The following is a 13,679-nucleotide window of genomic DNA, read 5'->3' on the forward strand; positions in this document are numbered from 1 at the left end:
GGTGCATCAGCAGCACCGTGATGAATTGATATGGGAGTCCTCCAGCCTCCAGCGGGAGCAAGCTCCCTCGCCACAATGACCTCACCCACAATCCCTCACGCCTTAGATTTTTCCGCTCATAAGCTAAGTCTAAAAAGTTATTTATTTTTAGATTCTTAGATCATTTAGTCTCCTTTCACGCCGATCGTCGGTCGCCTGACTTGGAGCACTCCCCCATGAAACTGAATTTCCCGCTTCGCCTGCTGGCCGTGGCCTCGTTGGCTGCTGCGAGCTTTCTGGCGCAGGCCGCCGACCTCACCGTCGCCTACCAGACCACCGTCGACCCGGCGAAAGTCGCCCAGGCCGATGGCGCTTACGAGAAAGCCACCAAGGCCGACATCAGCTGGCGCAAGTTCGATAACGGCGCCGACATCATCGCCGCCATTGCCTCCGGTGACGTGCAGATCGGTTATCTCGGTTCCAGCCCGCTGACCGCTGCGATCACTCGCAAGGTGCCGGTGGAGACTTTCCTCATCGCCACCCAGATCGGCGCCGCCGAAGCACTGGTCGCCCGCGACGGTTCCGGGATCAAGACCCCGCAGGATCTGGTCGGCAAGAAAATCGCCGTGCCGTTCGTGTCCACCGGACACTACAGCCTGCTCGCGGCGTTGAAGCACTGGAACATCGATCCGTCGAAAGTCACCGTGCTCAACCTTGCCCCGCCAGCGATCATCGCCGCGTGGAAACGCGGTGACATCGACGCCACTTACGTGTGGGATCCGGCCCTCGGTGTCGCCAAGGAAAACGGCAAAGTGCTGATCACCTCCGGCGAACTGGCCAAGTTCGGCGCGCCGACCTTCGATGCCTGGATCGTGCGCAAGGATTTTGCCGAGAAGCACCCGGAAATCGTCACCGCGTTCGCCAAGGTCACCCTCGACGCTTACGCCGACTACCGAAAGGATCCCAAAGCCTGGCTCGCCGATCAGTCCCACGTCGACAAACTGGTGAAGCTCTCCGGCGCCAAGGCCAGCGACATTCCGCTGCTGCTGCAAGGCAACGTCTACCCGCTGGCGGCTGATCAGGTGATCACCCTCGGCGCGCCGACCACCAAAGCCATTACCGACACCGCCGCGTTCCTCAAGGAGCAAGGCAAGGTCGAAGCCGTACTGCCGGACTACGCGCCGTACGTCAGTGCCAAATACATCACCAACTGATCGGGAGTTCACTGCGATGGCCTTGCTACAGCTGGAGCGCATCAGCGCACAGTATCCCGGCAGCCCGGAACCGGTGCTGGCGGACATTTCCCTGACCCTCGGGCCTCAGCAATTGCTGGTCGCCCTCGGCCCGTCCGGCAGTGGCAAGACTTCGCTGTTGAACCTGATTGCCGGCTTCGTCGAACCCAGCGCCGGGCGCATCACCCTCGACGGCGTGCCGGTCAAAGGCCCGAGTGCCGAGCGTGGCGTGGTGTTCCAGGACGACGCGTTGCTGCCCTGGCAGGATGTGCTGGCTAACGTGGCTTTCGGCCTGGAACTGGCGGGTGTCGCCAAGGACAAACGCGAAGAAATCGCCCGGGAAATGCTCGCACTGGTTGATCTCTCAGGTTTTGAACACCGCCGCATCTGGCAACTCTCCGGTGGCCAGAAACAGCGCGTCGGCCTGGCCCGCGCACTCGCCGCCGACCCGCGCGTGCTGCTGATGGACGAACCTTTCGGCGCCCTCGACGCCTTCACCCGCGAGCAGATGCAGGAGCTATTGCTGCAAGTCTGGCAGCGCACTGCCAAACCGGTGTTCCTGATTACTCACGACATCGAAGAAGCGGTATTCCTCGCCACTGACCTGATTCTGCTGGCGCCGAATCCGGGGCAGATCGTCGAGCGTCTGCATCTGGATTTCGGTCAGCGCTACGCTGCTGGTGAATCGGCGCGGGCGATCAAATCCGATCCGCGTTTTATCGAAACCCGCGAGCACGTGCTGAGCAAAGTGTTCTCGCAACGCAGCGCCGTACAACGGCAGGAGCGCGCATGAGCAGTTACGACGTTTCCGCCCCCGCCGTGAAAAGCCCATCGGTGGCGATTCCGGTACGGCGCAGCCTCAGCACCCGCTGGATCAGTCTGTTGACCCTGTTCGCCTTGCTGGTGATCTGGTGGGCCGTGACCGCCACTGGTTTGATCGAACCGCTGTTCCTGCCGCCACCGTCCGCCGTGCTGCAAAAAGGCTGGTTGCTGGCGACCAGCGGTTACATGGATTCGACCCTGTGGCAGCACCTGGGCGCGAGCCTGAGCCGCATTGGTCTGGGCCTAGGCTTCGCGATTTTGACCGCAGTGCCGGTGGGCATCGCCATCGGCGCCAACCGCATTGCCCGTGGCGTGCTTGATCCGCTGATCGAGTTCTACCGGCCGATTCCGCCATTGGCGTATCTGCCGCTGATCGTGATCTGGTGTGGCATCGGCGAGTTGTCGAAGGTGCTGCTGATCTACCTGGCGATTTTTGCACCGATCGCCATCGCTACCTCGACCGGTGTGCGCACTGTAGACCCGGCGAAATTGCGCGCTGCGCAGTCGCTCGGTGCCACTCGCGCACAACTGATCCGCCATGTGATTTTGCCCAGCGCCCTGCCGGACATTCTCACAGGTGTGCGCATTGGTCTGGGTGTTGGCTGGTCGACCCTGGTCGCCGCCGAACTGATCGCCGCCACCAGCGGTTTGGGCTTCATGGTGCAGTCGGCTGCGCAGTTCCTGGTCACCGATGTGGTGGTGCTGGGGATTCTGGTGATCGCCCTGATCGCCTTCGCCATGGAAATGGGCCTGCGTGCCCTGCAGCGCAAACTGGTGCCGTGGCACGGCCAGGCGCACTGAGTCATTTGAAAATTCGCCCCCTGTAGGAGCTGCCGCAGGCTGCGATCTTTTGATCTTGATCTTTTAAAAACAAAATCAAAAGATCGCAGCCTGCGGCAGCTCCTACACGGGCGCGGTTACCCGGAATTGAAGAGAACCACCATGAGCAGCCTGACCATCACCCCATTAAGCTCGGCCCTCGGCGCGCAGATCAGCGGCGTCGACGTCAGCCAGCCGTTGAACCTGGAACAGCGCGACGCCATCGAGCAGGCGCTGCTCAAGTACCAGGTGCTGTTCTTCCGCAACCAGCCGATCGAGCCTTCGCAACAGGCACGTTTCGCCGCGTACTTCGGCGACCTGCACATTCACCCGATCTACCCGAACGTGCCGGAGCAGCCCGAAGTGCTGATCCTCGACACCGCCGTCACCGACGTGCGCGACAACGCGATCTGGCACACCGACGTGACCTTCCTGCCGACCCCGGCGATGGGGGCGGTGCTCAGCGCCAAACTGCTGCCAGAGTTCGGCGGCGATACGTTGTGGGCCAGCGGGATTGCCGCTTACGAAGCACTGTCGGCGCCGATGAAAACCTTGCTCGAAGGGTTGACTGCAACTCACGATTTCACTCGCTCGTTTCCGCTGGAGCGCTACGGCAACACGCCGGAAGCGCTGGCACAGTGGGAAGAGGCACGACGCAAGAACCCACCGTTGTCACACCCGGTGATCCGCACTCACCCGGTGAGCGGACGCCGTTCGTTGTTCGTCAACGAAGGCTTCACCTCGAAGATCAACGAGCTGTCGGACACCGAGAGCGAGGCGATTCTGAAATTCCTGTTCGCCCACGCAACCCGGCCGGAGTTCACCATTCGCTGGCGCTGGCAGCAGGACGATATTGCCTTCTGGGACAACCGCGTGACGCAACATTACGCGGTGGATGATTACCGCCCGGCGCGGCGGGTGATGCAGCGGGCTACGGTGTTGGGGGATGTGCCGTTTTTTCGCTGAGCGTTGAAGCCCAGAGCAGAATCAAAAGCCCCTCACCCTAACCCTCTCCCGGAGGGAGAGGGGACTGATTGGGGGATGCATCAGAAGTACGCCAACCTGATCAATCTGTGCTGAATCCATAATCGACCCGGTTTCTCAGGTCGATTTACGACGCAAGACACCTCGGTCGGCTCCCTCTCCCTCCGGGAGAGGGCTGGGGTGAGGGTGACTCACTCCGCCGTCGAAGGCTTCTCCCACAGATTGATCCCGCCCTCCTGGGCAAACCGGTCGATCTCCGCCAGTTCCTCAGCACTGAAACTCAGGTTCTTCAACGCCCCGACGTTCTCGATGATCTGCTCCGGCCGGCTCGCGCCGATCAGCGCCGAGGTCACGCGTGGATCGCGCAGGGTCCAGGCCAGCGCCAGTTGCGCCAGACTCTGGCCGCGACGTTTGGCGATCTCGTTCAACGCACGCACGTGGGCAATGTTGGCATCGGACAAGTGCGAAGCCTGCAGCGAACCACCGCCCGGACGATTGACCCGCGCATCCGCCGGCACGCCGTTGAGGTACTTGTCGGTCAGCAGACCTTGCGCCAGCGGCGTGAACGCAATGACGCCAGTGCCGAGTTCGTCTGTGGTGTCGAGCAGGTCTTTTTCCACCCAGCGATTGAGCAGGTTGTACGCCGGCTGATGAATCAGCAGCGGCACTTTCCACTCTTTGAGCAGCGCTGCCATCTCGCGGGTTTTCACCCCGGAGTACGACGAGATACCGATGTACAACGCCTTGCCCTGCTGCACGGCGGTGGCGAGGGCGCTGGCGGTTTCTTCCAGCGGGGTGTCCGGGTCGAAGCGGTGCGAATAGAAGATATCCACGTAGTCGAGACCGAGGCGCTGCAGGCTCTGGTCGAGACTGACCAGCACGTATTTGCGCGAACCGCCGCCTTGGCCGTACGGGCCAGGCCACATGTCCCAACCGGCCTTGCTGGAGATGATCAGCTCATCGCGGTACTGCTTGAAGTCTTCGCGCAGCAGGCGACCGAAATTGATCTCGGCGCTGCCGTACGGCGGGCCGTAGTTGTTGGCGAGGTCAAAGTGGTTGATGCCCAGGTCGAACGCGGTGCGCAGCAGGGCACGCTGGGTGTCGATCGGCGTGCTGTCGCCGAAGTTGTGCCACAGGCCCAGCGACAGCGCCGGCAGCACCAGACCGCTGCGGCCGACGCGGCGGTAAGGGATGGAGTCGTAGCGGTTTTCGGCAGCGGTGTAAGTCATCGAATCCTCTCTTGTTTGATTGACAGCAAATTGAGGGTGAATCCCAAACCTGTGGCGAGGGAGCTTGCTCCCGCTCGGTTGCGCAGCAACCGCAAACCCATCCAGCGCGGTATGCCTGGCTGAATGCGATTGCAGGTTTTGGGTCTGCTTCGCAGACCAGCGGGAGCAAGCTCCCTCGCCACAAAAATCTTTACACAAATTTGTTTATGGGTCGGGCAAGGCCCAGGTTCTCGCGCAAGGTCCGGCCCTCATACTCGGTTCTGAACAACCCACGCCGTTGCAGTTCCGGCACCACGCCCTGGGCGAAATCTTCCAGCCCGCCCGGCAGGTGCGGCACCAGCACATTGAAGCCGTCCGCCGCGCCCTGTTCGAACCACTCCTGCAAGCGGTCGGCGATCTGCGCCGGCGTGCCGACCAGGCTGTAATGCCCGCGCCCACCGGCAATCCTGCGGCCCAATTCGGCGAGGGTCAGATTCTCCCGCCCTGCCAGTTCAGTCAGCAATTTCTGCCGGCTCTGCTGGCCGCTGTCGGTCAGCGGCAAATCCGGTAGCGGGCCGTCCAGCGGGTACTTCGACAAGTCGAAGTTGCCCAGCATACGCCCAAGCAATGCCACGCCAACCTCCGGTTCGACCAATTGCTGAAACGTTTCACATTTTTCCTGTGCTTCGGCTTCTGTCTGCCCGACGACGACAAACACCCCCGGCATGATTTTCAGCGAATCGGCACTGCGCCCGTACTTGGCCAGACGCCCCTTGAGGTCGGCGTAGAACGCCTGTGCGCCGGCCAGCGAAGTCTGCGCGGTGAACACCACCTCAGCGGTTTGTGCCGCCAGTTCACGCCCGGTGTCGGATGAACCGGCCTGCACGATCACCGGTTGTCCCTGTGGCGAGCGCGCCACGTTCAGCGGGCCTTTTACCCGAAAGTGTTCGCCGACATGATCCAGCACGTGCAACTTCGCCGGGTCGTAATAGGCGCCGCTGGCCTTGTCGCGGACAAAGGCATCGTCCTCCCAACTGTCCCACAGCCCGGTGACCACTCGATGAAACTCGCGAGCGCGGCTGTAGCGTTCGGCGTGACCGATGTGCTCGTCGCGACCGAAATTCAGCGCCTCGGCGGCGTTGTCCGAGGTCACCAGATTCCACCCCGCACGCCCGCCGGACAAATGATCGAGCGAGGCGAATTTGCGCGCCACGTGGTACGGCTCGTTGTAGCTGGTGGTCGCCGTGGCGATCAGGCCGATGTGTTCGGTGACGGCGCTCAGCGCCGAGAGCACAGTCAGTGGCTCGAAGTGATCGGAGCGTGCCATGCGGCTGGCGATGGTCTGGGTCGGCGCGGCGACGCTGTCGGCGACGAACAGCGCATCGAATTTCGCCGCCTCGGCGATCTGCGCCAGACGCTTGTAGTGGGCGAAATCCAGACCGGCATTGGCCGGCACCTGCGGGTGACGCCACGCGGCGATGTGGTGCCCGGTGGCCATGAGAAACGCGCCGAGTTTCAGTTGTCTGCTCATCTCAGAAATCCTTGCGCAGTTGCACGCCGAAGTAGCGCTCGTCATCCCGTGGCACAGCGCGGTAGATGTAGCTGCCGCCGCTGGCCAGCAACGGCGAGTAGGACTTGTCGGCGAGGTTCTTGCCCAGCAGCGCCACGCGCCAGCCGTTGCTGTAATCGGCGAGAGCGACGCTGGCGTTCCAGATGCCGTAGGCGCCCTGCTTGGTATCAGCGTTCTGGCTGATGTCGTACTGCACCTCGCTCTGCCAGCTGTAGTCGGTGCCGAGTTCGATATCGAGGCCGTTGTCCAGCGGGATGCTGTAGTCGGCGCGCACGTAGCTTTTCCAGTCGGGGCTGAACGGCAATGGCTTGCCGTTGACGTTGCACGACGCCGCCGCACCTGCCGGGCAGCTGAATTGATCGATACGCGCGCGGGTGTAAGCCAGCGCCCCGGAGAACTTGAGTTGCTGGGTCGCCTGCAAGGCGTAATCGAGTTCGACGCCTTCAGTGCTGACGCTGCCGGCGTTGATCAGGCGCGTCACCACTTGCCCGGCGACCGTGTCGAAAAAGTTCGCCTGGTAGTTGTCGTAATCGCTGTGGAACACCGCGAGGTTGGTGGTCAGCCGGTTGTTCCAGCTCGTGGCCTTGATCCCCGCTTCCCAGGTGTTCGAGGTCTCTGGTTTCAGCGCCTCGGTGTCGCGCGGCTGCATGTTGAAGAACACGTTGTACGCCGGGCCTTTGTAGCCGCGCGAATAGGTCAGGTACGTGGTGACTGCATCACTGAGGTCGTACTGCACGCCGAGCCGACCGGACCAGCCGTCTTCGTCCACCGAGCCGGAACTGCTGGTGGCCGGTTGAATGCCGCTGACCGTGGTCGCCGAGGTCGAGACGCGACGGTGATCGTATTCCAGCTCATCGTGGGTATAGCGCAGGCCGGCGATGCCACGGAAGTCCGAAGTGAAGTTCAGCGTGGCTTCGCCAAATGCGGCGTAGCTGTCGCTGGTGGTGCTGTAATCGGCGACGCCACGGTCGGTGCGCGTGGTAGTGGTCAGGGTGCGCTGATAGGTCTCGTCATCCTTGCCGTGCATGTAGAACAGGCCGCCAACGTATTCGAGGAACTCACCTTTCGGCGAGGCCAGACGCAGCTCCTGCGAGTACTGATCGAAGGCCAGATCGCCCTTGTCGGCGGTGCCGGGGAACGCCGGGGTGATCGTGCTCAGCCGATCACCATCCTGATACTGAGTGTTGTCCCAGCCGCGCCATGCGGTGATCGAGGTCAGGGTGTAATCGCCCAGTTGCCAGTCGAGCTGGCCGGACAGGCCTTTGTTGGTGTCCTCGACATGGCTGCGGGTATCGGTGTTGATGTCGCGGTTGTGGTTGCTCGCATAGACCGGGCTCAGCGCGTTGGCGAAGGCCGGGGTCAACGACTTGCTGACGACGCCGTTGGGACCGTCGTCGTGGGACTGCATGTAGTCGGCGATCAGGGTGAAGGTGACGTCGTCATTCGGGGTGAATTCGAGTTTGCCGCGCACGCCGCGATGGTTGTAGCCGTTGACCTCCTGGCCGTTGTGCTTGTTGTCGACATTGCCGTCGTATGTGCCGAACAGGGTGCTGATCGAGCCCTTGAGCGTGTCCGGAATCAGGCTGCCGCCAATGCCGAAGCGGGTGCGGCTTTCGTTACCGCTGTAGTACGACTGGTCGATGTAACCGTGGGTCTCGTTGGTCGGCGCCTTGCTGGTGATGTTGAGCACACCGGCCGAGGCATTCTTGCCGAACAGCGTGCCTTGCGGGCCACGCAGCACTTCGACGCGTTCCAGATCCAGCAGATCAAGGGTCGATTGACCGGGACGCGCATAGACCACGCCATCGATCACCGTGGCCACCGTTGGCTCGACGCCGGGCGAGGTGGAAATCGTGCCGACGCCACGCACAAACAACGAGGTGTCCTTGTTCGACGCACCGGTACGGAAATTCAGCGACGGCACTTGCTGGACGATGCTCGCCACACCGTTGCGGTTGTCGCGCTCCAGTTGTTCGCCGTCGATCACCGAGACCGCCACCGGCACCTTTTGCAGTGACTCTTCACGGCGGGTGGCAGTGACCGTGACGGACTTGAGGGTTGGCTCCTGATCGCTGCTGTCAGCCGCCAGCGCATCGGCCAGCGGTAACGCAGCCAGCCCGGTAAAAATCCAGCCAGCGGCGCGAATCGACTGCGCCAGTTTGTGTGTCGCCCCAGGAATGTTGTGCATGGTTGCCCGCTCGAAATTGGCCCTGAACCGCTGCCGCTCTGCGACGACAGCGCCTGAATCGGTGTCTTGGGCATTCGCTCGAGCGAGTAGCAGACAATGCGCGTTGTTAGCGCTAACATCGCCAGTATCGGCAAGCTCGTCATAGAGCGTCCAATACTGAAAAATTACTTTTATATGCGTTTTGGTTTTTAAGAAGGATCGAGCCTTGAACCAGGAAAAGCCCCGCAAACGCCGTGGTGCCGGACGCGTAACCCTCAATGCGGTGGCGCGCGAGGCGGGTGTGTCGGCAATCACCGTGTCGCGCTATTTCAATCAGCCGGAAACCGTCTCGCCGGAGCGCCGCGAGCGGATCGCGGCGGTGGTGGCCGAGTTGGGTTACGTGCCGAATCTGGTGGCCGGCGGACTGGCGTCGGCGCGGGGCAAAATCGTCGGCATGGTGATTCCGAACATCTCCGGGCCGATCTTCGCCAACACCATTCAGGGCTTCAGCGACACCCTCAGCCGCCACGGTTATCAATTGCTGCTGGCGTCGAGTTACTTCAGTACCGAGCAGGAAGAAAACGCCGTGCGCGCATTTCTCGGCTGGTCGCCGGCAGCGTTGGTGCTGACCAGCCACTTCCACAGTTCGGGCACGGAAAAAATGATCGCCGAGGCAGACATTCCGGTGATCGAGACCTGGGATTACCAGCCGGATCGCGAGCCGATGCAGATCGGCTTTTCGCACTATGAAGTCGGCGTGACCGCTGCCCGTTATCTGCATGACAAAGGCTATCGCCGCATCGCCTTCGTACAGAACAGCGCTCCCGGCGACCTCAGTGCCCTCGAACGTCGCGACGGTTACGCCACCACCGTGCGCGACTTTGGGCTGGAGCCGTGGGTGTTCGCCCCCGACGCCGAGCGCGCGCCATTCGAGGCCGGCAAGCAGGCAATGGAGGCGCTGATGAACGCCGCGCCCCGCCCCGACGCGATCATCTTCGCCAACGACAACCTCGCCGCCGGCGGCCTGCTCGCCGGGCAACGCGCAGGCATCAAAATCCCCGAAGACTGCGCCGTGCTCGGCTTCGGCGATTACCCGTTCGCCGAGATGCTGTTGCCGAGCCTGAGCACGATCGAACCGCCGGCGCTGGAGATTGGCGTGCTGGCGGCGACACGGGTATTGGAAAGTCTCGGGGTGTTGCCGAGCGATGAGGTGCAGCGGTTGAACCTGCTGCAGTGCCAAATGATCGAGCGCGAGAGCACCTGACGCACATGCTTCTGCAAGAGCTGCCGCAGGCTGCGATCTTTTGATTCTGGCTTTTAAAAGCGAAAGATCGCAGCCTGCGGCAGCTCCTACAGGTTATGTCGACAATTCGCGTAACGCAGCGGCGGCCAGAAACCCGGAGCGAGAACTGTAGCGCTGATCACGCCGGACTGTTTGATCAATACGCTCCAGCAGTTGCTCGGGCAGCGTGGCATTGAAGCGTACCGACTTGCCGAAATAGGGTGTGATATCAAAGTCGACAACACCCCAGATTCCACCCGCGTAATCCGGGTTTTCGATATGCGCATCAATATCCTGAACACGAGGCAATGGCGCGCCATCAGCCACCAGCCCCTCATAGTGCAGGGCCAGAGCCTCCTGAGTGTTTTCGAAGGCTTCGGCTACCGTGGTACCTGCGGAGAAGCACCCCGGTACATCCGGGACAATCACTCCGTAGTCCGAGTCGGCATCCTTGTGCAGAACGACCGGGAATTTCATAAACGTGAATCCTTCCTCTGACGTGTCCAAAAAGAGACTTTCACTTCCAATAACGGGCTTCATTTCAACCCCGCCTGTTTCAAAATGCTGTTGATCGTCCCTTTGGGAAGATCTGTATCCGGATGCTTGATCGTCACCCGCCCCGGCTTGCGTGGATGCTTGTACTGATGGTGACTGCCCTTCACTGCAACCAGATACCAGCCATCCTCCTCGATCATCCTGATCATTTCCCGACTACGCATTTCCTTCGCCCTGTTCGACAGCAAGAGCGGGTCACTCTAGGACGTGGACAACCGATTTATACACACAATACACACTCGGATAAATATTACCTGAGTGAACAATCACCGGTTATTGGTTCGACCAACGGCAGACGCGGGCCAGCGAGAAAGGGCCTTGTCGTCCAGATACATTTGAATGCGTCACGAAATGTGTCGATCGAGAAGGGTTGGCTCGTATGGTTGTGGGCTGACTTGTCTATGCTCTAAATGACACCGAGGTGGCCCTTTCGCGGGCAAGCCCGCTCTCACAGGATTTTGGTTGTACGCAGAATCTGTGAATGACCGAGATCACTGTGGGAGCGGGCTTGCCCGCGAAGGCGTCCGATCAGGCACCGCATAACCCAAAGGCACATCCATGCACACCGCCATCATCATCTTCTTAGGCCTGGTCCTGCTCGCCCTGATGCTCTACATCGGCGAGCGCGTTGGCTTCAGCCGACAAACGCTGGCCTACAGTTTCGCCGCGCTGTGGCTGGCGTTGACGGTGATCAATGGTGCGGTGGGGGTGGTGCATGCCGGGCAGCCGCTGGGGTCGGAGATCGCGGTGGGCAGTGCGGTGTTCGGGGTGCCGATGGCGGCGATGGTGTTGTTCATGGTGCTGAGCGCCGAGTCGTGAGACGTCCCGGCGCTCAGTTGCCGATCAACGCACCAGATGCAGGAACTGCATGTGACGTTCGTACTGGTCGAGGATGTCGTTGATGATCTGCTCTTTGGTATAGCCGACCAGATCGTAGTCCTGACTGCCCTCGCTCAAGTGCACTTCAGCGCGGTAGTAGCGGCGGTTGTTGAGTTGCTTGGAACCCATGCCGCCGCGGGCGAACGACGGCGTGAAGTAGCCGCGCATCTGCACCTGATAGATGAACGGATGCTGCTCACCGTGGCCGATTTCCAGGCTGATGTTGTCGTGCGCCGGATCCGGCTGCGTGACCACGTTCAGGCCCTTCTCGACGAATACCGCCGTCACTTCTTCAATCGCCGGGCGCACCGTGGTGTCCATGAAGCGGTACACCTCGTCGCGTGAGGGGAAGTGCACCGCCTGACTCAGGCGCTGGCGCCAGCCGCCGGTGCCACGCCGCGAACCGGAGACCGGGGCCAGCGAATGCAGCTGCGCGATCTGCTTCTGCGATTCCAGATAGAACGCCTTGTGCAGGCCCCACATCATCAGCAGCAAAATCATCGAGAACGGCAACGAGGTCAGCACCACCGCCGATTTCAGCGCATCGATGCTGCCGGAGAACAGCAGTGCACTGGTCACCAGCGCGGTCATCGCGCCCCAGAACACTCGCAGCCATTTCGGCCCGTCTTCGTCCGGGTTGCCGCCCTTGGCCGACAGCGTCGAGAGCACCACGGTGCCGGAGTCGGCAGAAGTGACGAAGAACACGAAGCTGATGAACACCGTCACCGCGATGACGGTCTTGCTCCACGGGTAGGTTTCCAGCAGCAGGTAAAGGCTCATCGACGGATTGTCGAGGGCCGACATGCCCAGCGCCGACATGCCGTGATTGAGCACCTGATCGATGGCGCTGTTGCCGAAGATCGACATCCACGCCAGGGTGAAACCGAGTGGAATCAGCAGCACGCCGAAGACGAATTCACGGATGGTCCGACCACGGGAAATGCGCGCGATGAACAGGCCCACGAACGGCGACCATGCGATCCACCAGGCCCAATAGAACACCGTCCAGCCACCGAGCCAGTCGCTCGGTTTGTCGTAGGCGTAGAGGTCGAAACTCTTCATCGGCAACGCGCCGAGGTAATCGCCGAGGTTCTGGATCAGGGTGTTGAGCAGGTGCTGGGTGGGACCTGCGAACAACACGAACAGCAGCAGCGCACAGGCCAGCAGCATGTTGATGTCGGACATCACCCGCACGCCCTTGTCCACACCCGACACGGCGACGATGATCGCCGCACCCATCATCAGCGTGATCAGGCCGACCTGAATCCATTGGGTGTGGGCGATGCCGAACAGGTAGTCCAGACCGGAGTTGAGGTGCAATACGCCGAAGCCCATGTCGGCGCCCAGACCGAACACCGTGGCGATAATACCGAAGCCGTCCACCGCATAACCGATAGGGCCGTTGATGCGCTTGCCGATCAGCGGGTACAGCGCCGAACGCAAGGCCAGCGGCAGGTTATGCCGGTAAGCGAAATAGGCTAGCGCCATGCCGACGAAGGCGAACACGCCCCAGCCGTGCAGGCCCCAGTGCAGAAACAGAATCTGCATCGCCTGCCGCGCCGCATCGGCGGTGCCGGCCTCGCCTTGCGGCGGTTGGGCCAGGTGCGTCAGTGGCTCGGATACGCAAAAGAAAAACAGCGTGATGCTGATCCCGGCGGCGAACAGCATGCCGGCCCAGGACAGGTAACTGAACTCGGGTTCGTCGTGGTCGGCACCGAGTTTTATCTTGCCGTAGCCCGATAACGCGGTGACCACCACGAAGACCAGATACAGCGTCATCGCGAGCATGTAGTACCAGCCGACCGTGTTGGCCGCCCAGTTTTGCGCAGCCAGCAACCAGGCTCCTGCCTGCTCCGGCATGGCGATAACAACCAGACCAAACAGCAGAATCACCGTCGCGGCGAAGTAGAACACCGGCGGATTCATGCGCACCAGGCCGCTGGTGGGAGTAGACGATGCACTCATGAAACGTGCACCTCGAGGGGTTGAAACGTGGCTGAAATGATCGGACTCAGCAAAGGCAAGCCTCCTGTTGTGAGCGGGCAGCGAACCACCGGTTTAACTTGAATGAACGTTCAAGTTAAACATGGATAGGGTGGTAAGGACTAATCGCAGGGCCAGGCGGTAGTTTTCCTACAGTAGCCCAAGGAGGGGTATGACGCGGGTTTGAGGGGATTCGTTC

12 protein-coding genes are annotated in these 13,679 nt (G+C 61.4%); 6 read left to right on the forward strand and 6 right to left on the reverse strand.

What is annotated here, in order from left to right:
• The first annotated feature begins 215 nt into the window (after window positions 1-215).
• The 4 genes from tauA (at window position 216) to tauD (ending at window position 3,818) form a co-directional block, all read left to right on the forward strand.
• Window positions 216-1,193, forward strand: coding sequence for a taurine ABC transporter substrate-binding protein (gene tauA / locus ACIP8I_RS08035; RefSeq protein WP_007964707.1), 978 nt, complete (start codon window positions 216-218; stop codon window positions 1,191-1,193).
• Window positions 1,194-1,209: 16 nt separating this feature from the next.
• The gene (gene tauB / locus ACIP8I_RS08040; RefSeq protein ID WP_400760060.1) at window positions 1,210-2,004 is read left to right on the forward strand and encodes a taurine ABC transporter ATP-binding subunit; all 795 of its coding nucleotides are present in this window, start codon (window positions 1,210-1,212) and stop codon (window positions 2,002-2,004) included.
• Window positions 2,001-2,834: a taurine ABC transporter permease TauC gene (tauC, locus tag ACIP8I_RS08045; RefSeq protein ID WP_400760063.1), complete on the forward strand. Its 834-nt coding sequence runs from the start codon at window positions 2,001-2,003 to the stop codon at window positions 2,832-2,834. The genes tauB and tauC overlap by 4 nt, the downstream gene beginning before the upstream one ends.
• A gap of 141 nt (window positions 2,835-2,975) precedes the next feature.
• The gene (gene tauD, locus ACIP8I_RS08050) at window positions 2,976-3,818 is read left to right on the forward strand and encodes a taurine dioxygenase (RefSeq protein ID WP_135294742.1); all 843 of its coding nucleotides are present in this window, start codon (window positions 2,976-2,978) and stop codon (window positions 3,816-3,818) included.
• Window positions 3,819-4,027: 209 nt separating this feature from the next.
• Here tauD and mgrA read toward each other — a convergent pair whose 3' ends face one another.
• From mgrA to ACIP8I_RS08065, 3 genes are all read right to left on the reverse strand, one after another.
• Window positions 4,028-5,065: an L-glyceraldehyde 3-phosphate reductase gene (gene mgrA / locus ACIP8I_RS08055; protein WP_400760065.1), complete on the reverse strand. Its 1,038-nt coding sequence runs from the start codon at window positions 5,063-5,065 to the stop codon at window positions 4,028-4,030.
• Between the two features lie 190 nt (window positions 5,066-5,255).
• Window positions 5,256-6,575: an LLM class flavin-dependent oxidoreductase gene (locus tag ACIP8I_RS08060; protein WP_400760067.1), complete on the reverse strand. Its 1,320-nt coding sequence runs from the start codon at window positions 6,573-6,575 to the stop codon at window positions 5,256-5,258.
• A 1-nt stretch (window position 6,576) separates the two neighbouring features.
• Complete coding sequence (locus ACIP8I_RS08065) at window positions 6,577-8,802, reverse strand: TonB-dependent receptor (RefSeq protein WP_400760069.1); 2,226 nt, start codon at window positions 8,800-8,802, stop codon at window positions 6,577-6,579.
• A 205-nt stretch (window positions 8,803-9,007) separates the two neighbouring features.
• On the opposite strand from ACIP8I_RS08065, the gene ACIP8I_RS08070 reads away from it, so the two are divergent.
• Window positions 9,008-10,045, forward strand: a complete 1,038-nt coding sequence (locus ACIP8I_RS08070; protein WP_400760072.1) for a LacI family DNA-binding transcriptional regulator — start codon at window positions 9,008-9,010, stop codon at window positions 10,043-10,045.
• A 93-nt stretch (window positions 10,046-10,138) separates the two neighbouring features.
• Here ACIP8I_RS08070 and ACIP8I_RS08075 read toward each other — a convergent pair whose 3' ends face one another.
• Together ACIP8I_RS08075 and ACIP8I_RS08080 are read right to left on the reverse strand one after the other, a co-directional pair.
• Window positions 10,139-10,540: a type II toxin-antitoxin system HicB family antitoxin gene (locus tag ACIP8I_RS08075; protein WP_367082484.1), complete on the reverse strand. Its 402-nt coding sequence runs from the start codon at window positions 10,538-10,540 to the stop codon at window positions 10,139-10,141.
• A 59-nt stretch (window positions 10,541-10,599) separates the two neighbouring features.
• Window positions 10,600-10,782: a type II toxin-antitoxin system HicA family toxin gene (locus tag ACIP8I_RS08080; RefSeq protein ID WP_400760075.1), complete on the reverse strand. Its 183-nt coding sequence runs from the start codon at window positions 10,780-10,782 to the stop codon at window positions 10,600-10,602.
• A gap of 394 nt (window positions 10,783-11,176) precedes the next feature.
• Here ACIP8I_RS08080 and ACIP8I_RS08085 point away from each other — a divergent pair, with 394 nt between their 5' ends.
• Window positions 11,177-11,437 carry a hypothetical protein gene (locus tag ACIP8I_RS08085; RefSeq protein WP_400760077.1) on the forward strand — a complete coding sequence of 87 codons (261 nt, stop codon included), beginning with the start codon at window positions 11,177-11,179 and terminating at the stop codon, window positions 11,435-11,437.
• A 24-nt stretch (window positions 11,438-11,461) separates the two neighbouring features.
• Here the strand turns inward: ACIP8I_RS08085 and betT are convergent, their stop codons facing one another.
• Window positions 11,462-13,423 carry a choline transporter BetT gene (gene betT / locus ACIP8I_RS08090; protein ID WP_167734187.1) on the reverse strand — a complete coding sequence of 654 codons (1,962 nt, stop codon included), beginning with the start codon at window positions 13,421-13,423 and terminating at the stop codon, window positions 11,462-11,464.
• Window positions 13,424-13,679: the final 256 nt, after the last annotated feature.

It is taken from the genome of Pseudomonas sp. NPDC088414 (genome assembly GCF_044753325.1).
Classification (GTDB): Bacteria; Pseudomonadota; Gammaproteobacteria; order Pseudomonadales; family Pseudomonadaceae; genus Aquipseudomonas.